The sequence below is a fragment of the Deltaproteobacteria bacterium genome (assembly GCA_016874735.1).
Taxonomy (GTDB): Bacteria; Bdellovibrionota_B; Oligoflexia; order Oligoflexales; family CAIYRB01; genus CAIYRB01.
In genome coordinates this window covers 1-18515 of the sequence record VGTI01000059.1, presented here as the reverse complement: position 1 = coordinate 18515, position 18515 = coordinate 1, and the positions used below count along the sequence as shown (strand labels likewise).

At 48.5% G+C, this 18515-nt stretch carries 20 protein-coding genes and 1 pseudogene; 10 read left to right on the top strand and 11 right to left on the bottom strand.

Going from position 1 to position 18515, the window contains the following annotated elements; genetic code table 11:
* The first annotated feature begins 75 nt into the window (after positions 1 to 75).
* Positions 76 to 744, top strand: coding sequence for a hypothetical protein (locus tag FJ146_16545; protein MBM4253578.1), 669 nt, complete (start codon positions 76 to 78; stop codon positions 742 to 744).
* A 149-nt stretch (positions 745 to 893) separates the two neighbouring features.
* Here the strand turns inward: FJ146_16545 and FJ146_16540 are convergent.
* Positions 894 to 1991, bottom strand: a pseudogene (locus tag FJ146_16540) (Fic family protein).
* An 800-nt stretch (positions 1992 to 2791) separates the two neighbouring features.
* Here FJ146_16540 and FJ146_16535 point away from each other — a divergent pair.
* A complete protein-coding gene (locus FJ146_16535; GenBank protein MBM4253577.1) occupies positions 2792 to 3010 on the top strand; it encodes a helix-turn-helix transcriptional regulator in 219 nt (72 codons plus the stop codon).
* Positions 3007 to 4263, top strand: coding sequence for a type II toxin-antitoxin system HipA family toxin (locus FJ146_16530; GenBank protein ID MBM4253576.1), 1257 nt, complete (start codon positions 3007 to 3009; stop codon positions 4261 to 4263). Before FJ146_16535 ends, FJ146_16530 begins: the two co-directional genes overlap by 4 nt.
* 183 nt (positions 4264 to 4446) lie before the next feature.
* Here the strand turns inward: FJ146_16530 and FJ146_16525 are convergent, their stop codons facing one another.
* The 6 genes from FJ146_16525 to FJ146_16500 form a co-directional block, all read right to left on the bottom strand.
* Positions 4447 to 5034, bottom strand: coding sequence for a hypothetical protein (locus tag FJ146_16525; GenBank protein ID MBM4253575.1), 588 nt, complete (start codon positions 5032 to 5034; stop codon positions 4447 to 4449).
* A 151-nt stretch (positions 5035 to 5185) separates the two neighbouring features.
* Positions 5186 to 5626 carry a helix-turn-helix domain-containing protein gene (locus tag FJ146_16520; GenBank protein MBM4253574.1) on the bottom strand — a complete coding sequence of 147 codons (441 nt, stop codon included), beginning with the start codon at positions 5624 to 5626 and terminating at the stop codon, positions 5186 to 5188.
* 19 nt (positions 5627 to 5645) lie between these two features.
* A complete protein-coding gene (locus tag FJ146_16515; GenBank protein MBM4253573.1) occupies positions 5646 to 6719 on the bottom strand; it encodes a hypothetical protein in 1074 nt (357 codons plus the stop codon).
* Positions 6716 to 8065 carry a GTP-binding protein gene (locus tag FJ146_16510; protein MBM4253572.1) on the bottom strand — a complete coding sequence of 450 codons (1350 nt, stop codon included), beginning with the start codon at positions 8063 to 8065 and terminating at the stop codon, positions 6716 to 6718. Before FJ146_16510 ends, FJ146_16515 begins: the two co-directional genes overlap by 4 nt.
* Positions 8066 to 8139: 74 nt before the next feature.
* Positions 8140 to 9555 carry an ABC transporter ATP-binding protein gene (locus FJ146_16505; protein MBM4253571.1) on the bottom strand — a complete coding sequence of 472 codons (1416 nt, stop codon included), beginning with the start codon at positions 9553 to 9555 and terminating at the stop codon, positions 8140 to 8142.
* Positions 9515 to 10498: a hypothetical protein gene (locus FJ146_16500; GenBank protein MBM4253570.1), complete on the bottom strand. Its 984-nt coding sequence runs from the start codon at positions 10496 to 10498 to the stop codon at positions 9515 to 9517. The genes FJ146_16505 and FJ146_16500 overlap by 41 nt, the downstream gene beginning before the upstream one ends.
* Before the next feature lie 87 nt (positions 10499 to 10585).
* On the opposite strand from FJ146_16500, the gene FJ146_16495 reads away from it, so the two are divergent.
* From FJ146_16495 to FJ146_16465, 7 genes are all read left to right on the top strand, one after another.
* On the top strand, positions 10586 to 10957 hold the full coding sequence (locus FJ146_16495; GenBank protein ID MBM4253569.1) for a transcriptional repressor: 372 nt from the start codon (positions 10586 to 10588) through the stop codon (positions 10955 to 10957).
* Between the two features lie 181 nt (positions 10958 to 11138).
* The gene (locus FJ146_16490; GenBank protein ID MBM4253568.1) at positions 11139 to 11837 is read left to right on the top strand and encodes a hypothetical protein; all 699 of its coding nucleotides are present in this window, start codon (positions 11139 to 11141) and stop codon (positions 11835 to 11837) included.
* A gap of 257 nt (positions 11838 to 12094) precedes the next feature.
* Positions 12095 to 12379, top strand: coding sequence for a zinc ribbon domain-containing protein (locus FJ146_16485; GenBank protein ID MBM4253567.1), 285 nt, complete (start codon positions 12095 to 12097; stop codon positions 12377 to 12379).
* 241 nt (positions 12380 to 12620) lie between these two features.
* Positions 12621 to 13988, top strand: a complete 1368-nt coding sequence (locus tag FJ146_16480) for a dihydroorotase (GenBank protein ID MBM4253566.1) — start codon at positions 12621 to 12623, stop codon at positions 13986 to 13988.
* A gap of 42 nt (positions 13989 to 14030) precedes the next feature.
* Complete coding sequence (locus FJ146_16475) at positions 14031 to 14675, top strand: hypothetical protein (GenBank protein MBM4253565.1); 645 nt, start codon at positions 14031 to 14033, stop codon at positions 14673 to 14675.
* Positions 14672 to 15211, top strand: a complete 540-nt coding sequence (locus FJ146_16470) for a dCTP deaminase (protein MBM4253564.1) — start codon at positions 14672 to 14674, stop codon at positions 15209 to 15211. The genes FJ146_16475 and FJ146_16470 overlap by 4 nt, the downstream gene beginning before the upstream one ends.
* Before the next feature lie 31 nt (positions 15212 to 15242).
* Positions 15243 to 16526: a GTP-binding protein gene (locus FJ146_16465; protein MBM4253563.1), complete on the top strand. Its 1284-nt coding sequence runs from the start codon at positions 15243 to 15245 to the stop codon at positions 16524 to 16526.
* Positions 16527 to 16704: 178 nt separating this feature from the next.
* Here the strand turns inward: FJ146_16465 and FJ146_16460 are convergent, their stop codons facing one another.
* The 4 genes from FJ146_16460 to FJ146_16445 all read right to left on the bottom strand — a co-directional run bounded on the left by FJ146_16460 (position 16705) and on the right by FJ146_16445 (position 18381).
* A complete protein-coding gene (locus FJ146_16460) occupies positions 16705 to 17040 on the bottom strand; it encodes a hypothetical protein (protein ID MBM4253562.1) in 336 nt (111 codons plus the stop codon).
* 37 nt (positions 17041 to 17077) lie between these two features.
* Entirely contained in the window at positions 17078 to 17650 is a 573-nt protein-coding gene (locus tag FJ146_16455; GenBank protein ID MBM4253561.1) for a hypothetical protein, read from the bottom strand.
* A 180-nt stretch (positions 17651 to 17830) separates the two neighbouring features.
* Positions 17831 to 18187 (bottom strand): hypothetical protein, encoded by a 357-nt coding sequence (locus FJ146_16450; GenBank protein ID MBM4253560.1) that lies wholly within the window; start codon positions 18185 to 18187, stop codon positions 17831 to 17833.
* A gap of 2 nt (positions 18188 to 18189) precedes the next feature.
* Positions 18190 to 18381: a hypothetical protein gene (locus FJ146_16445; GenBank protein MBM4253559.1), complete on the bottom strand. Its 192-nt coding sequence runs from the start codon at positions 18379 to 18381 to the stop codon at positions 18190 to 18192.
* Between the last annotated feature and the right edge of the window lie 134 nt (positions 18382 to 18515).

The following is an 18515-nucleotide window of genomic DNA, read 5'->3' as shown; positions in this document are numbered from 1 at the left end:
GACTCCCAGGCGTTGCTCTAGTACTACTGCGGCTTGTAAAGGGAGTGTGACAGCGGCTTCGCCGAAATGATCAGAATGCACTGCCGGCTTGCGCCAGAATCGGATGTCGACTTCGTCGGAATACACAATGACACGGTAATCGTCACTCTGGCCGATTTAATCGACTCTGCCGGTAGCGCCGATATACGTCAACTTGCCAAAGCGCTTGGACCTTTGATCGAGCATGAAGCCCCGGAGCAAGTAGTAGCCCATGATATCGGCCTAACTGTGACGATTTTGGCACTACTTTTCAGAATTAAACGCGGATTCCAGCTGCCACGGTCAGTCATCCTTTTCAATGGCGCATTTTCAGGATTTGACGTCCTCGTTGCAAGGCACCCAATTTGGATTCAACTTAAAAGCACGAATAAGATTGCTCAAGAGTTGGCGTCCAAGGGCGTGGTGATGGACGACCGGCTTAAGCAGCATTCGTCGAAAATCAGGTCAATGTACCGCCAAATCATTGCTGTAAGCTTGCTAGACAAAGTTTCCAGCATCATAATCGCCAAGCCTGTAAAAACTTTACATTGGCCGATCAAAACCCTAATCATCGAGGGTGTGAATGATCCCTATATTCCTCGCTCGGCAATTGATCAGCTCGCGACAACCCTTGCCGTCACGGAGCGCGTCATTGGATATGAGGGTCATTTTCCATACCTAGGAGATAAAGTGAAAATTCGCAAGCTGGTGGACGAATTCAGTTAATAATCGCGATTCTCAAGAAATAATATAATAATGTTAAATTGTAAGGCCTCATCTACATCAATCTAATTTGGCACTAGTGATCGATGCAAGGTTCGCGTTCTGGATTCAAGGTAGCCGGATAGCGCGAAATTTCCCAACAAGTTAGCATCTCAAGTCATTTTTAAATGATAACGCGTGCCTTTGCCGCTACCAGTCTTGGTCAACGCTCCTATAGCCACTAGAGCGCCTAAGTCACGAGTTGCGGTCGCACGAGAGGTTCGAGTAATACTGATATATTTCTCAGCACTAAGACCTCCCTCAAATCCGCTGGATCCAGCATTAAACATTCTCGTGAGCGCCTTGAATTGGCGCTCATTGAGATCATTGGAGTGCTGAGTCAAAAATTTATTTTTTGCGATTACGAACTCAGTTGCCGCAATGGCTGACTCCTGGGCGTTTAAAACCATCCGTCCGAAGTATTGGATCCATTCATCGATTTGCAGCGACTTACTAGCCTTTTGTAACATATCGTAGTAGCGGCGACGCTGCTCCAGTAATACTTCCGAGAGTGCTAACAAAATCGGCTGTTGCAAAGATTGGGCGAGAGACTTGGCCACAAGAGCGCGACCGATACGACCGTTGCCATCCTCGAATGGATGGACAGTCTCGAAATATAGATGTGCAATTGAGGCTCGCACGAGTGGTGGCAGAGTATTCTCGCGCGATGGTGCACTCGCGTTAAACCAGTCGATAAAAGCCTCCATTTCTGCTGGTACCCGCTCCGAAGGAGGAGCCTCAAAATGGACTTGAGGCTCGTGTGCGGGTCCGGAAACTATGACCATGGGTTCCTTATGGCGACGGTAATCTCCGACGATGTCAAGATCACGACGCTCTCCACACAGCATGACATGCCAACTGCACAGAGTGTCTTTTGATAAATCTGCTTTGAAATCGCGATATACCGAAACCATCAGCTCCGCCACACCTTCTTCGGTCCGTTTGCGACTGGTGCGACTCGCGACAAGTCCGAGGCGTCGCTGCAGTGAGGATTGCACGCTGGCACGGTCTAGTTGCTCTCCTTCAATGGCGCTGGTTGTGATCGCCTCACTGGTAAGTACCTCTATGGTGAGTTGACCTCTGTCAGCGTCATCCAGATGCCGCCAAACACCTAGGAGTAGCCCAGCATTTTTTTGAAGCATCGGCTCTAAGTCTACTGAGACGTTTTTATTGAATTTGAACCGTGGCCAATCTTTTTCCTGCCAGTTCCAGCACTTAGAGTCATTCACGAGGCATACCTCACAGGGATATGACTCATATTATCACATTTTATGATGCATAAATCCAGACGATATGCCTCACCAATCTGCTCTTTGTCACAAAGCATAACCGCGGAGTTCTCACCGATGAATTGCTGGAAAGCCTTCCCGAAGTCGATCGTTCATCATGTTTTTCGTTACGCCAATAGCAATCGCCAACATAGTTCTTTGTCATGATCCGAGTTAAGGGCTCAGAGCTGGCAGGAAAAAGCCAAGAGGAACCTGCTGAAAGGTCTAGTTTAGTCTGAATATGGGAACCCATATTCAGACTTACCACACTAAGCCTGAATACAGATTTCACGAGTGAATATAAGCCTCCAGCTCACCTGTAGTGCCCAAAGTGGGTATCACTGGTGAAGTACTTCATAGGCGTACCGCCGCTGTAACTCTCTTAGCAACATTTGTATGTCAATTCATCTGACAATGCTTCGTAAAAGCTCAGGATCTGGCTCAAATCGTTGCGACAATACAACCAACTCATCTGGATGCTGGTGATCAGCTAAACTTGCTAGCTGATTAAGGTCTAACCCAAAAAGATCCGCGCTCATGGTAGAGGGCTGGATACTCATGGCTACGATATTCCCTACAGCGTCTTCAAAACCCAAGGATTTGGTCCGATGGATTCTCCCTGTAGAGAGAATCTGATGACAAAAGCGATCACCGATAGCGTTATTCACTCTCCAGAGAGAATACCCTTGATAAATGACATGAAGGCGACTATATTCTCTCTATAGAGAGAATTGAGGGCGTTAATGCATGTAATCATAGGCAAGACGGCAGATCTAGGGCCCGCGCTGCGAGAGCGTAGGCTAGCGATCGGCGTAACGCAAAAGACTCTGGCGGACTATTGCCAGCTTTCTCACAATCGAATCAGCAGGATCGAGCTTGGCAACACCGACGTCAAGCTTTCAACTCTCGTCAAGATGGCGAAATATCTCGGACTCAAAGTTGTGCTCCAAGGTGAACCTTGAGATACCTCAACGTCTTTTACGAAAGTCAGCTTGTCGGGCGCATGAAAGAGGACGACGAGCTCGTCTACTCTTTCGAGTACGCAGACTCGTGGCTCGCGAGTGACAATCGCTTTGCGCTAAGCCTTGCGATGCCCATGACCCAAAAAGTTTTCGGGAATCGCATCACGCGCTCATTTTTTGAGAACTTGCTTCCCGAAGGCGAAGTCCGGGAGCATCTGCAGAGCACGCGCGGAATTTCCAGCGACTTCGACTTTCTCGAGCAGTACGGTCGCGACTGCGCTGGGGCGATCATCGTCACCGACCAATCGGCCTTTGTACCTGGTGTTGGTCCGACGAAAGCGGTCCCGGTTGACATGGAGCGCGTCTACGCCGCGATTAGTGATCGCCAACCTGTCGCTGACGTCATCGCGGAGATGGATCCCGGATATTTGTCGCTTGCGGGTGCTCAGGATAAGTTCCCGGTGATCTATGACGGAACCACTTTCCTGCTACCTACGCGGGGCGCGCCGACGACACACATTGTCAAGGCGCCTATCCAGCGCTCCGGCGTCAAGGAGTCCGTATACAACGAATATTATTGCATGGAGCTCGCACGAGCTGTAGGTCTTTCCGTTCCGAAGTGCTCGCTCGTGGACGGTCCCCACACTCTGTTCGTTGTCGAGCGCTATGATCGCTACGTTGACGACAGCGGCGTCCATCGGATTCATCAACAGGACTTCTGTCAGGCGCAAGGGATCACGAGCGCGTCGAAGTACGAAGACAAGGGTGGTCCTTCTCTCAGGCAGAACTACCAGCTGATCAGGGACAGCGTACGTCCTGACGGCATTATCAGCAGCGTGCAAGCCTTTCTCGATTGGATCGCATTTAACCTTATCATCGGTAACAACGATAGCCACTCCAAGAACATCTCGTTTCTTTTGCGCGAGGGGCAGAACGAGCTAGCGCCCTTCTACGATCTCGTGTCGACTGCAATTTATCCCAAACTCAAGCCGACTTTTGCGTTCAAGATCGGCGACCGCAACGAGTTCTCAAAGATCGGCGCAAATCAGGTCAAGCAGCTCGAGGAGAGCCTTGAGATCCGACCTGCCACCTTTCAGCGTCGACTGGCTAGCATCAGCGAAAAAGTCATCGCCGCTAAGGATCACCTCGCCAAAGAGGTCTGTGCAACGCACTCCGAGGCTAAGATACCGCTACGGATCAGCGAGCTGATCAATACGCGGCTGCGCAGCCTAAAGGTCCAGGGAGCGCTTTAGGTTGGTGAACTTTCAAAGACAGCCTGCAAAGTACTCAGATATTGGGATCGCAAAACCCAGGTCGCGGTATCAGTTAATCTCCGTCACTAAACGATTAGCTGGCTCGTAGCTCAGCATCAGGGTATCGGCTAGTTCATTGGCAGTCATATTTGGAGAGTCGCGCAGCAGAAGAACTGCGCCAGTTCACCAAGTCGTTCCGTATAGAATGCGTTGGCGAAGCTGCTCATTGCGCCTGAGCAAGTTCTCCTCCGTAAGCAGGTCGCTGTCTCTAAGCGGGAACGCCAACTTTGGTATACGAAAACCTTCAGAAGCGGACAGGCCAAGAAAATAGCCCTCCTGCTCAAGTTTCTGGTCCACAAGCGCAGCTAACCTAGGCTCCGCGTAAAACGGGGCTGTCAGGGGTCTCGGATTAAAATGCTGGAATCGCCTTGGATCAGCCGCTCTCAGGACATGCATCGATAATCGCAGCACGGCTTGCTCGCCCATTTCGGCCTCGAAAGCCCTCGCCATTTTTAGAAGCTTAGATGGATTAAGCAAATGGTGTCGCTTAGCCAACCAATTGAGGAGCACCGCAAGAAAACGCCCTAAGCGCAGATCGCATAGGCCGATAAGGTAAGTACCGAAAACTATCGCCGCCTCGGTATCCACGGGTTCCTGTGGAACCGAAGAGAGAGAAGTTATCCCTAAAGTCCATGTGACCCGATCAAACATAGCCATTAGCTCTTCGGGTGTTTTTGTGCCGAGTGTTTGTAGTGCCTTTCGGTATCTCATCGAGTCACCTATTGTTTATACCAATACCCATACCGGCATGTTTGCAGGATAACCTGAGCGCATGATCAGTAATTTCCCTAGAACGCTGAAAATGTGCAACTCAAGGTACATACGCGACGGTCAATTTTGTGGCTGCCACCTACATGCCTATCTAGTAGAGCTTCAGATCTTCCGACAGTTCGACTAGGTCCTGCATGGCGCCTTCCTGACGGACTGAGCATCGCACCTGATAGTCGATCAGGTCTTCCAATCTGATAAGCCGATGCTTGCCCACTAGACGATACGGTAATGCGCCACTCTTAAGCAGCCTGATCAGAAAGGGCCTAGACACACTTAGAAACTCGGCAGCCTCCTGAGTGGTCATCTCTTTTTGACCAGCAATAAGAGTCAACGCATGACCTTCAGCGGTTGCTCGAAGCATTGTAACCAAGAGTTGAACGACGCCTTTGGGAAGACCGAGATGCGCAAACACTTGTTCCACGTCATACGGTCCGGTTTCCGCCGATCCCCCTTCCTGAGGACTGATCCCTCTTAGAGCCGCCTTAGCTAACGCGATATCCTCAGAGCTGGGTTTAAATTGTGAAGCTTTCATGCGGCGGCTCCCCCCTGTGTCACCCTTGCTGGGACAGGACAAGCGGCTTAGTATCTTCCATAGTCCAAATAGCAAAAACTCCGTCTAAATCGCCTGTGAATATTCTAGATCCGTCCATAGACCAACCTAAAACCTGAAAACTTACAGGGTTTAATGCGGCTGCCACTGGAGACAAACACTCGTTCGTAATATCCCACACACACAGAATGCCGCCCTTATCTACAGAGCTTAAGTAACGTCCACATGGACTAAATGCAGCGTCCACTACGAGATGGCTGTGACCCAGAAGCTCCCGCGGCTTAGTGCCCTCAGGACTTTGGTTTTTAAAACTCCATACTGCAACAAGAGCTCCCCCTGATACAGCCAGTTGTTGCCCCCCAGAATCCCAGGCCACTACCTGTACTTTTTCGTCATACCCTCGCATGGCAAGTCCGTTTTCATCCTCATCTACCAACCAGACTCGAGCGGAGGAATCCTGACACCCTATGGCCGCATATGTGCCCTGAGGTGAAAGCGCCAGCCTGAGCATAGCCACGGGATAGTTGAAGCCGCCCACGACTTGCGCGGGAATCCTGTCAGCGACAGCGAGACGTAGGCACTGGCCGTTGGTTGTCAGCACGAGCTCACCATTTGGACGCCATGCAAGGCCGGTAATAGCCCCGTTTGCACTATAGGCTTCAAACCATTCTCCGCTTTCAACAGCGCCCAAAAAGATCTTTCGGCCCATAGCTGCTGCCAAAGTGGAGAAATCCTGCCAAGCCACATGTTCGACCCACTGTGAACCACATGGCAGAGAACGTAGCAAGCTCAAATCATGCGCATCCCATATCCGCACAGACCCGTCTTGTCCAGATGTCGCTAAGCGCCTTCCGTCTGGCGACCACTTTAGATCCAACCCACCACCATCATGGGCCATCACAGTCTTAGCAAGTGTGAGACTTTCACCTTCCAAGAGGTGAAGTTGACCGTCGTAGGTCAAGGCTGCTACCCGTGCCGTGATTGGACTCCATACTCCGCGAACAACACTTTCACGAAAACTGTACCGAGCCGATGGCACCATTCGCCTGACACTTATTGTATTTTCGGAGGTCATGCCAAGCAGCTCCTGAAGTCACGGTCCAAGGCCACACCGTCGAGGTTTTTCCCTACAAAAACCATCTGATTGATCCGTCGTTTTTCACCCCATAATTGTTCCGGAATCCCGTCAAATAACATGTGCACACCATGGAAGACAAATCGCCGCTCCTGCCCCTTGAAGGCCACGATGCCCTTCATCCTAAAAATATCAGCACCTTTCTCCTGCAGCAGTCGCGATACCCACTGACTGGTCTTCTGCTGATCAAGATCTCCCTCGAACTCTAGAGACACGGAAGAAATCTCCGAATCATGTTCGTGTTCGAGATTGTAGGACTGTTCAAATACAGCTGTCAGCGCAAGTCCATTCTTCTCAAGGCGCAGGTTAAACTCCTCTGGCCGATGCTGGGTGAAGAGAATATAACGACCGGGAGACGATACCTGCAGATAAAGGCGGAGAGACTTCGAAGTCTTGACCTCAAAGAGGTGCTCTCCAGGAGTGACTGACGACTGATCTGCAACAGCTAAATATTCTTGAGCAGAAAACGTCACTACGGCTTTCTCACGCGCCCTAAATAGGTTCTCTGCCGACAAGTCCGAAATCGGTAAGAGAACCATATCCATCGTCGGGTCCGGACCCGGATCTAAATGCAGGTCATAACAACCATCTGCTAAATCAAAAATTCCCGACCATTCAAAAGGCACTTCGGGCTCGAGAAATTGCGGTTTTAGCTCGAGGATTCTACGTAGATCGAATGCACCTATGTCCAAAACTTTTTCTACCGATACCTCAGACTTGACTGTCCGTGAAATATCGCAGAACGCATTTATGGCTCGAATCTTTCTTTCGATCCGGTCCACATCAGCAGACTCGACCAGATCGACCTTATTTAGCAAAATGCGGTCCGCAAAGGCAATCTGCTCTTTTACCTCGTCATTAGAGTCCCAATGCAAATCCAAATGCTTAGCGTCGACCACCGTCACGATACCATCTAGCTGCCAAGACTCCTGCATGTCGGGGTCAACAAAAAACGTTTGTGCGACGGGTGCTGGGTCGGCAAGACCATCCGTCTCAATTAAAACATAATCGAATTTATGGCGCCTTTTCTGTAAATTACCCAGTATCCTAATGAGATCGCCCCGTACAGTGCAACAGATACAGCCATTATTCATCTCAAATATTTCTTCGTCGGCATTAATCACCAATGCCCCGTCAATGCCAATCTCGCCAAATTCATTCTGAATAACGGCAATACGCTTGCCGTGATGCTCGGTCATGATTCGATTGAGTAGCGTGGTTTTTCCTGCCCCAAGAAATCCAGTCAGAACGGTAACAGGAATTTTTCCGAGTGGTGCCTCTGTCATATTTAGCCTTTCATTATCCGGTTGGATCACCATCTAGTACACACGAAGCAAATAAGTGTAATTCTTGCGAACACCTAAACCAAGAGACCCGCTTTACGGAGATTTCCCGCGATCAAAGCTTGATCAGGATGGTCCGCAATAATTTGGTATCCATCCCGCAATAAAAGAACAGATTTAATTTCCTTGGGTAGCATCTGAACATCGTGAGAAACCCAGACAACCGCTGTACCTCTTGCATGTACTTGGGTCATAACCAAATCAATCAATATCTTGGCCGCAACGGGGTCTAACCCAGATGTGGGCTCGTCCAACAACAGTAGTTGACACGGAGCCACTAGTGCCGCAGCTAGGGATACCCTCTTTTTTTCACCGAAACTCAGTCGGGACAGAGGTCTATCAATAAGATACGAAATGCCAAAATCAGCAAGAATCTCTCCCGCTTTGTGGCATGCTTCGAGATGTCCAAGGCCTTTATGTCTTAGCCCCCAGATAATGTCTTCTCTTGGGGTCGAACCAAAAAACGAATCGTCAGGGTTCTGCGGCACAAAACCCACAGCACCAAGCGCTCGACGATACCGAACGCGGTGCTTTTTGCCGATAGTAATTGATCCCCGATGAATGGGGCACAGCCCACATATGGTTCGCAAAAGAGTGGTCTTGCCTGATCCGCTAGCGCCACCGAGATAAAGGCACTCTCCCTTATTGAGCGAGAAGTGAATATCATGGAGAAGCGGTTCTCCCGAAGGAGAATTGACATAAAGATGTTCTACAGACAGCATCTTTTGAGACCAAGAGGACGAAAAATCGTTCAGCTCTCCGTCTGTTGCACAGCACTCCGAGTCTGGCGGATCCACTTCATTACTCGGCCGGTAGGATTGTCTGAGTAGGCGGGCATCATCCAGTCGGATGGACTTCTGGAATGCGTTGACGACCCCACCTGCTACGGCCAATGCGACATTTTCCGGCCTAATGAATGCCTGTCCGACACGCACAAAAGCTACTTCAAAACGTTGCTCGATATCTTTTAAAAGAAGTTGGCCATGCAATAGCCCCTCATCAATCCAAGCAGCAACCCACCGCAAGGATGAAGAATCAAGATAGCGACGTTTTAGATATGCCCAGGAAACAGTTCCACCAAACCAGGACAGGATCGCTGTCGCTCCGACAGACTTCAAAAAAGGTAGCCATAAGGCACCACTGGAAACCCCAAACCATGCAAGAACGCCGTACATAAGTGCAAAATTCGCTGTCAATAGCCAAGGCAACAGACTTCGTATTAGACCTGTGCGCTCTACAATATTTAGTATCGTAGCACCTAATGCGACCGCAAGTGCATCAGTCCACCGTTTTGTTATTAAGATGAAACAAAGCCCAAATAGTAAAATAAAGATCCTGGATGGCAGTGATATCCTGAGTCTACCCCGCCCCCGATAAAGAGCATGGATGGGGTCAAGATGCATGGGGCGGCACCCCCTTAGGTCTAAACTCATGATTTTTAAATGACTGCCAATGATGAAAGGTGCTACCCACAGTGCATCCAGCAACAAAAAAGCCGAGGGAAAAGACAGCCAGTTCAATTTCGCCTTGAATCCAAGGAAAGATATCCTTGGAGATCATTCCAAAAGACTCCGCTGTCTTGGCAATGACAGCATCATCAAGACCCGGAAAATCTCCGGCATAAGCCTCGATGCCTCCTCCAGAACCGAGTAAAATGAAGATCAAGAACAAAATACCTTGCGTACTTAAAATGGGTCTCTTAAGTGCAAATCGGGTCACAAAGCTGTGAGGAAGATACTCCGGATTCTCACGGGCCAGTCGAAGAACTATCGCGGTACTGACGCCCCCTTCAAGCAGAGAGAGAGGAGCTTGTACTGGGAAGAATCCTGCTGCCACTGCGCTGAATACCCGCAGAAAATCTTCACTTTCTCCGAGCGCCCACCCCAAAAGCAAGGCGTCTCCAACATATACAGCCAAACTTCCCAAAGTGCACGACACGAACAGGCTCAATTTAAGTGGAATCCGTAGTTTTCTCCCAATCGTCATCAGCGCGATAACACAAATCGGCCCAACTACCCCGAGTGTCAATACATTAGCGCCCAGTGTCGTCAGCCCACCATGAGCAAAAAACAATGCTTGGAGAAGTAGGATACACGCAGCCAATGCAGGGACCACGGACCACCCAAAGAGCAGTGCAAGTAGTGGCGTTGCACACATGTGAGATGTGGCCCCTGCAATTGGTACAGGAATAGGTAATAGTGTTACGGCAAAGCAAAGTGCCAGCGCCATCATGAATAGCGGCCTCTGTGGGGACGAAACATCGACATTACCAATCATTCGACGAACTTTTTTAATGCTCGCCACTACAAAAGGCACGGCGAGAATACTTGTTAAAAGTGCAGTTTTGGCTGGCAGTATACCTTCGGCAATATGCATTGACCGCGTTCCCCGTAAATGATAACCGTCTATCAACTGCAGAATTTGATAACAGACTATCAATAACAAATACAAGGGAAATTCTCCGTGGAACGTCGCACTCGCCAAAGAGACGCCATTTTTGCGGTTCTAAAAGATGAAGACCGACCTATGAGTCCCAACGAGATCCTTGCCAAAGCGCAGGATTTCGTCCCCGGTCTGGGTATCGCTACGGTCTATCGAGCGCTCAAGGGCATGCTGGAAGAGAAAGCTATAGTAACAGTGGATCTTCCAGGCATGGTCCAACGCTACGAACTCAACGGCAAACACCATCATCATCACTTTCTCTGCCGACTCTGCGATCGCCTTTTCGAAGTAATGGGCTGTCCAGGAAAATTAAATTTGAAGTTACCCAGGGGTTTTACGACCGAAAGCCACGAAGTTATTCTGAAGGGGATTTGTGATCAGTGCACGGCGTAGATCAGAAAGGACTCGAACGATGTCGGCATCAGTGTCAAACCTAGTAGGACAAAACATATCCATCGTGCTTTGGGCGTCCGCTGCTAGCATGATGATGTCTGGAGTCTCAGTTGGATTAGCAAGGACGTGGAGTACTCCCGAGCGGGTCAAGACGTTATTGAGCTACGGGACTGGCTATCTTATGGCGCTAGCGGTTTTTGAACTCACTCCCCATGCTTGGCATAACCTTGATCAAAACCCACTGCATCTTGCTCTGCTGGCCTTGATCGGCGCGATCTTAGTATGGCTATCTGAGCGAGTCTTGGCTACTCGACGAAAAAAGACAAAATTTAAGCCCTTCATTCATTCCAATCACCACAGCCACCCATCCCCACACTCCCATCGAGGGAAACTCACGATTTCCCATAAGGCGTGTTGCGGATTTGACTCATTCAGTAAATTGGACCAAGAAGTATTCTTTTCGGTGGTAGCCTGCATCTGCCTTTGTGCATTTTTTGATGGCGTTACGTTATCTGCTGCCCTCCTAGCGAACCCTGATAGCCCGACCTACGCTCTTTCGGGGGTACTAGCCCATATGCTTCCCGAAGTGGTGGTGCTCGGGCTCATGACGCGCTCGCAATATGCGTCAACCAGGAAAGCGACTCTTTACTGTGCTGGAGCTATCCTACTTTTTTTTCTCGGCAATGTTGCCTCACACCTGACGGTTCTAATTGGCCTATCAAAAGGGGCCATTCTGGCTACCGCAGCCGGCATGATGACCTATATATCAATCGCTCACTTGATCCCCAAATTTATTGACCGTCGAAGGGACGTGTTCTTCGCAACCCTGGGATTTGCAACATTTCTGCTGACAGATTTATTGCATTTTCATCATCCCTAAACAGACTGATAAGTTTATACCACCTTTTCTTATTGCAAGTAATTTGCAATTATAACTACGGTGCTAGCCTCACTCTCAGAGACGCCTCGCATCCTTTGACCAGTTTGGTTGAAAGTCCACTTGCATTTTCAGCAATGATTCGCCCGTAAGACAAAATTTCTCTGAGGGTTAGCCCCTTGCAATACTGAAATGGGGCTTCAGCTTTCACCTGAGTTGGTCTGTTATCTGCAAGATTTACCATAACTGGAGACTCGAAGATGCCCCTATACGAGTACTGCTGTGAAACCTGTGGTCTTAATTTTGAGGTATTACAGAAGATATCCGATCCAATTTTAGAGAGGAGAGAAGCATGCGAGGGAAGACCGTGTAAACTTCGAAAAAAATTAAGCCCCTTTGCCGGTCATATAGTCGGCCAAGTGCCTCCCCCAAGCACCACCAGCGAAATACCGCAAGAGACAGTCTTTAGTCCCGCCCCTCCAGAAAACGATCCGGTGCATATCTGCTCAAAATATTGCTCCCATCACACAAGAAATGGTGACTAAAATTTGATGCCAGACAAAAAGAGTTCAACGCGTATCTGTCTGAAATCTGACTCTTCTCTTGAGTGGGCCCAATCTAGACTCCCTAAAAAACAACGATAAGGATACTTGACAACTGCACTGACCTAGACTGTAATGCAAATCGTTTGCATTACCGAATTGGCATTTCACCTGCGCAAGTATCCAGACATTCAAAAACAGCATATCTCGTATCATGCTCTCGGAATTTGAAGCGAGGGTACAGATGAATGGCAGTTGTCCCATTGCATTCGACCTGATAGTCCAGGACGGAACGGTCGTCCTACCTTGGCTCGCTGCCAAAATGGATATCGGTATTCATAATGGCAAAATTATGGAAATTGGAGATCTTTCTGATGTACCGGCAAAGGAACGGTACAATGCGGAACACCTACACGTGCTACCAGGTGTCATTGACTCTCAAGTTCACTTTCGCGAACCAGGCATGGAATATAAAGAGGACCTTGAATCGGGTACCGCAGCTGCTTGTTTGGGTGGTGTGACCTCTGTCCTTGAGATGCCAAATACCAATCCTCCTACGACAACCATCGAGCAATTGGCATATAAAATCAAAAGGTCTCAAGGGCGAGTATGGACTGACATAGCTTTCTTTGCAGGAGGATGTGCGGACAATATTAGTAACGTATCCTCCTTGGAAGAGGTGACTGGAAGTGCTGGTATCAAGATCTTTATGGGCAGCTCAACCGGGAGTCTTCTCGCAGCTTCCGACGATATTCTACACGAAATACTTGCGCATTCCCGTCGCCGTGTGGCCATTCATGCTGAGGACGAATTAAGACTAGTCCAAAGAAAGGAGTCCCTCAGTCTCTCAGACGGCGGCGTGGCCATGCACCCTATTTGGAGAGATCCGGAGTCGGCACTTATCGCTACTCAACGAATCCTTCGAATTGCATCTAGGACACGAAAGAGGATCCATGTACTGCACGTATCAACTGCCGCGGAAATGGCTGTGCTCGCACAGCACCGCGCCACAGCAACGGTAGAAGTAACACCGCAGCACCTCACTTTGAGTGCTCCTGGATGCTATGAGCTTTTAGGTGCAAGGGCACAAATGAACCCCCCGATACGAGAGCTCCAGCATCAAGAAGCCCTTTGGAAAGCAATCGACATGGGATTAGTAGATACCATCGGTTCAGATCACGCTCCTCACTCTTTATTAGAAAAAGCTTTGCCATATCCAAAATCTCCGTCTGGACTACCAGGTGTTCAGACGATGCTCCCAATCATGCTTACCCACGTAAATAATGGGCGTTTAAGCCTCCTACGTATGGTTGATCTGCTATCATCAGGCCCTGCGCGAGTGTACAGCATAGCTAAAAAAGGCCGCATCACGATCGGTATGGATGCCGATCTCACTATCGTCGACCTAAAGCGAAAAGTTATTCTTCGAGACGAGATGATGGCTACCAAGGTCAAATGGACACCTTTTGCAGGTATGGAAGTCAGAGGATGGCCGGTCGCAACCATATTGAGAGGCAATATTGCCATGAGAGAGGGTGAGTTACGCGGGAATCCTCGAGGAAACATTCTCGATTTTGACGGCTGGACCAAGGCGATCCATGGGAAAACATAGGGTAAAAGTATGCTCAAACATTGAAATTGACGGCGACACTATGTGATTCGTCATGGACAACAGGAAAATCTGAAATTGGAAATCGCAAAATACCTAAAAGATCTTATTTTGATTGGCGGTTTAACAGGCCCAGCTAAAACAGCGTTAGTCTACTCCATGGCATCACGCGCAAGAGGCCCTAAGACATTATTGTTACTCACCAGTGTCCATCAGCATCCCCCAATCGCAGAAAGATCCCCAGAGAATCTGATCGTAAATCGACTACCAAACGGATGTATCTGCTGTACAGCAGTAGATGAATTGCTTCAAATTCTCGACGAAAAATCGACTGATTCAATGATCGGCTCTGTTGTGGTGGATTTATCTGATTTGGTGGATATTGCAAAACTTCTGATGCAACTAAAACAGCGCGATATCGCGATCTCCTATAAAATTATCGACCCATTGATCGCAATCGATAGATCTTGCCGATTCTTTAAAAAAAAAGGCGAGATCCCTTTGATTAATCGGTTGATAAATGCGAATTTCAGGTATTTTGTTTTCTCCGAATCTGACCAAAAGGATGTCGCGACTGACAACTTCAGCTATTTGATCTCTCGCGTAGGGCCAGAAAATGTCCGATTTATGCAGTCAAAGTGGCCAGTATTATCGGAACGCAGCCAACTAAAAGTAGAGGCAATAAATTGATACTTAGCGACAAAGAGATTCGAAGCGCTCTCAACTTGAAGAGAATCATAATTGCACCTTTTGAGGCTGAACATCTCGGGTCAAACAGCTATGATGTTCACTTAGGCAAAATACTTGCCGTCTACGACAATAGTACTTTAGATGCCAGAGTGGAAAATAAGGTAACTTACGTTGAGATTCCGAAGGACGGTTACGTTATTTATCCTGGGAAGATCTATTTAGGCGCGACCTTGGAGTATACCGAAACCATCGATTACGTGCCTTTTCTCGAGGGAAAGTCCAGTACCGGACGTCTAGGTATATCCGTGCATGCAACGGCTGGCAAAGGAGATGCCGGATTTGCGAACCACTGGACGCTAGAAATTTCTTGTATCCAGCCAGTACGAATTTACGCTGGGATGCCAATCGCTCAGATAATCTACTTCGTAATACAAGGTGAAATAGAGACACCCTATACCAAAAAGAAAAACGCAAAATATACCGCGAAAAATCATTTGCCGCAGCCTTCTGCAATGTGGAAGAACTTTTTGAAATAGAATTTCTAACCCAACTATGGGGACTGCTGATATGCAACAAGATTTAGATGCAATTATTTCGAAACTGTCCTGTCCGAGCAGGACATTACCCGTGACCGTACTTTCTGGGTTTCTCGGCGCAGGAAAAACGACCCTTCTTAACCATATTCTAAACAATAGGGAGGGATTAAAAATCGCTGTCATTGTAAATGATATGAGTGACATCAATATTGATGCCTTAATTGTAAATCAGGAGGGAGGCCTAAGCCGAACTAGTGAGAGTCTAGTCGAGATGAGCAACGGATGTATTTGCTGCACCCTACGGGAAGACTTACTGATAGAGGTCACAAGATTAGCCAGGGAGGGGCGTTTCGATTACCTTGTGATTGAATCCACGGGCATTTCAGAACCCCTACCAGTTGCAGAGACATTTACATTTCGCGATCAAAGCGGGACATCTCTTAGCGATATCGCGACGCTTGATACCACAGTAACAGTGGTTGATGCTGGCGCTTTCCTCAAGGATTTTGGCAGCACGGATTCTCTGCTTAGCAGGGAAATTGGTCTCGATGAAAAAGACACAAGAAGCTTGAGTGTTTTACTTGCCGATCAAGTTGAGTTTGCCGATGTCATCGTCGTAAATAAATCCGATCTCGTCTCGTTTGCTGACTTAGAAAAACTAAAAAGCCTCCTAAGCCAATTGAATCCGGATGCCCGCCAGATCATGACTATTCGAGGAAGGGTAAATTTAGGCGATATATTGGGAACCGGTCTCTTTGATATCGAGAAAGCGCGCAAAGCCGCTGGATGGCTGAAAGTAATGCGTGGAAGCGAAGTTTCGGAAGCGGACTCATACGGTGTCAGTAGTTTTTCTGTTCAGGAGCGTCGTCCATTTCATCCTGAAAGGCTTTGGACTTGGCTGAACGACGCTAGTTTTTGGCACGGCATCTTAAGATCGAAAGGAGTCTTCTGGCTTGCTTCTCAGCCAGCGATCATGGCGCTCTGGTCCAGAGCAGGTGGGCACATGGAGTGGGCTCCATTGGGAACGTGGTGGGCATCCATACCCAAGTCCAAATGGCCTGATGATGCGAATTTCAACACTTGGATGGAAGGGATCTGGAAGAAGGGCTTCGGAGATAGACGAAATGAGCTCGTTTTCATTGGTGTGAATATGGATCAGAATTCAATTCGAAAGAAAATAGAATCATGTCTAGCAACCGAGGACGAAATTCAGCAGATTTTACGGGGAACATTCCGATCAAGCGATCCATTCCCAAATTGGAAAAATGAACTAATTAAGAAAAGAGATGAAGGACAAATCGCACATGCTACCTGAAAATTATGAAGCTTGGCGCCATTGTATCGTTGAAAAATGTGGGATTCCCCTAACAGTCCCTTACATCCAAAAACGATTGAGAGAGCTGCGATGTTCGGACCAGTATGACACGCAAAGATTTATCGATGTTTACGGCGTGCTACACTATCAAAGAATCATTGGATGGTTCGAACAAGCTTTAGAAGAGGAACAAAAGTGAGCCACACGTAAATGTGTCGCCGCTGGCGTTAACAAATGAACAAATCGGATACTTACAGATGCCCGACGCCACTTGCCTAATCTTTGGTAGAGGCTCTGACTGGCTTTCGTGTCTTCGACCACGAGTCATTGATCGAAATCTAGTTGGGTCATCTGGTACGTAGTAAATCATCCCAGTGACACGCATTGCAAACGCTTGTTCAACGTCATACGGACCGGTTTCCGCCGGTCCCCCTTCCTGAGGACTGATCCTTCGTAGAGCCGCCTTAGCTAACTCGATATCCTCAGAGGTGGGTTTAAATTGTGACGCTTTCATGCGGATGCTCCCCCTGTGTCACGTATCAGGTATGCGCTCAAGGTTCAGTGGAATCCAAAAGCTCAATGACTCTGGCCGCACTGATCGGACGAAATCCGTGCATATCTACGCCAACATTTAAAATTGGCTGCTTTAGAATCCGCGGTTCTCTTTTTTGATGGTTCTTGTACTCAGTAATCAGAGCACCCGGCCTTTGACACAGCCATTTCTCGTGAACATGTCCGCAAAGAGTCGCCATTTCATCCGATGCTTCCATTGGTCGGTGTACCAAGTGGATAGGACGACCATCTAGGTTGGTTGTCATTTCTTTTGCTACAGTCACTTTGTCACTCAGACCATCCAAAGACAACTGAGCGCCAAGCTTGGTCGGCCGGTCATGATTACCAAGTATGAAGTAAAGGTGCTTAAAGCGGATATTTTTGATCTGAGCGTAAAGAAGAACATTCATCGCCCAATCGCCAAGAAAATAAAGTTCGTCATCCTCGCCAATGCTGGGCTGGAGATTAGCCATCATGACCGCATCCATCTCTGCCGTGGAGGCGAATGGCCGACTGCAGTATTTAATAATGTTGTAGTGCCCAAAGTGGGTATCACTGGTGAAGTACTTCATAGGCGTACCGCCGCTTTAAATCTCTTAAAATTCGACATTTTACTGTCAATTCATCTGACAATGTTATCAGATCTCATATGCCACCTCGATGAAGTCGTCCGGATTCAGTGCTTCGCGGCGAGGGACATGAGCAGTCACCACGACTTACCTTCTGCCGATGTACTGGCCCTTGGCTCAGAGTCATGGCACCGACTTGTTACTCTCTTCGACCTCGTCCCAAACGATTCGGGGTCGTCGACCAATAACGCGCCCCAACTCTACTAAGCTGGCCAGCGTTAGATTGGCCTCTGCATTTACAATCTTATAAGCTTGCCGCGTGCTGGTTCCAAGGCGCTCCGTGAGAACGGGAACTCCAATAGATTCGTTTGCCATGAAAGCGATGATCGTTCGACTCAAGTCCTCTTGAAGAGCCTTGAGCTCCGCCATTTCACGAGCCGCATCACGGTGATTGACAGCGCGCTGCTCAGGCGACAAGCGGGAATTTAATAGCTGCTCAACATCGTCAAATTCAGCTAGGCGTTTTTTAGTGAAAGCCATAATTATTTCTCCTGGTCACGCATGCGCCGTCGCGCTAGTTCAATATCGCTGCCCTGAGAATCCTTATCACCGCCAACAAGAAGGATGACTACAACGTCACCTTGCCAGCAGAAGTACAGCTGGTATCCGCGTCCGCTTTGCCTGGGGTCGCGCAATTCGCAAAGTCCGTCCCCCAAGTGTCGACAATACGGCATTGATAGTTGTGTAGTTGCACTTTAGGCTAGTACCCAGACCTATCTATTTCTTGAAATACTCTGACCACCCCTCTAGGAATGGCAAGTAATTCTAGAACATTTTTGCTACACCACTCCGCCCGGGCATAGGTGCC

Coding starts and splice junctions, on each gene's coding strand:
- FJ146_16545 (MBM4253578.1), top strand. CDS start 76: ATGCACTGCCGGCTTGCGCCAGAATCGGATGTCGACTTCGTCGGAATA.
- FJ146_16535 (MBM4253577.1), top strand. CDS start 2,792: ATGCATGTAATCATAGGCAAGACGGCAGATCTAGGGCCCGCGCTGCGA.
- FJ146_16525 (MBM4253575.1), bottom strand. CDS start 5,034: ATGAGATACCGAAAGGCACTACAAACACTCGGCACAAAAACACCCGAA.
- FJ146_16520 (MBM4253574.1), bottom strand. CDS start 5,626: ATGAAAGCTTCACAATTTAAACCCAGCTCTGAGGATATCGCGTTAGCT.
- FJ146_16515 (MBM4253573.1), bottom strand. CDS start 6,719: ATGACCTCCGAAAATACAATAAGTGTCAGGCGAATGGTGCCATCGGCT.
- FJ146_16510 (MBM4253572.1), bottom strand. CDS start 8,065: ATGACAGAGGCACCACTCGGAAAAATTCCTGTTACCGTTCTGACTGGA.
- FJ146_16505 (MBM4253571.1), bottom strand. CDS start 9,555: ATGAGTTTAGACCTAAGGGGGTGCCGCCCCATGCATCTTGACCCCATC.
- FJ146_16500 (MBM4253570.1), bottom strand. CDS start 10,498: ATGCATATTGCCGAAGGTATACTGCCAGCCAAAACTGCACTTTTAACA.
- FJ146_16490 (MBM4253568.1), top strand. CDS start 11,139: ATGGCGCTAGCGGTTTTTGAACTCACTCCCCATGCTTGGCATAACCTT.
- FJ146_16485 (MBM4253567.1), top strand. CDS start 12,095: ATGCCCCTATACGAGTACTGCTGTGAAACCTGTGGTCTTAATTTTGAG.
- FJ146_16480 (MBM4253566.1), top strand. CDS start 12,621: ATGAATGGCAGTTGTCCCATTGCATTCGACCTGATAGTCCAGGACGGA.
- FJ146_16465 (MBM4253563.1), top strand. CDS start 15,243: ATGCAACAAGATTTAGATGCAATTATTTCGAAACTGTCCTGTCCGAGC.
- FJ146_16460 (MBM4253562.1), bottom strand. CDS start 17,040: ATGAAAGCGTCACAATTTAAACCCACCTCTGAGGATATCGAGTTAGCT.
- FJ146_16455 (MBM4253561.1), bottom strand. CDS start 17,650: ATGAAGTACTTCACCAGTGATACCCACTTTGGGCACTACAACATTATT.
- FJ146_16450 (MBM4253560.1), bottom strand. CDS start 18,187: ATGGCTTTCACTAAAAAACGCCTAGCTGAATTTGACGATGTTGAGCAG.
- FJ146_16445 (MBM4253559.1), bottom strand. CDS start 18,381: ATGCCGTATTGTCGACACTTGGGGGACGGACTTTGCGAATTGCGCGAC.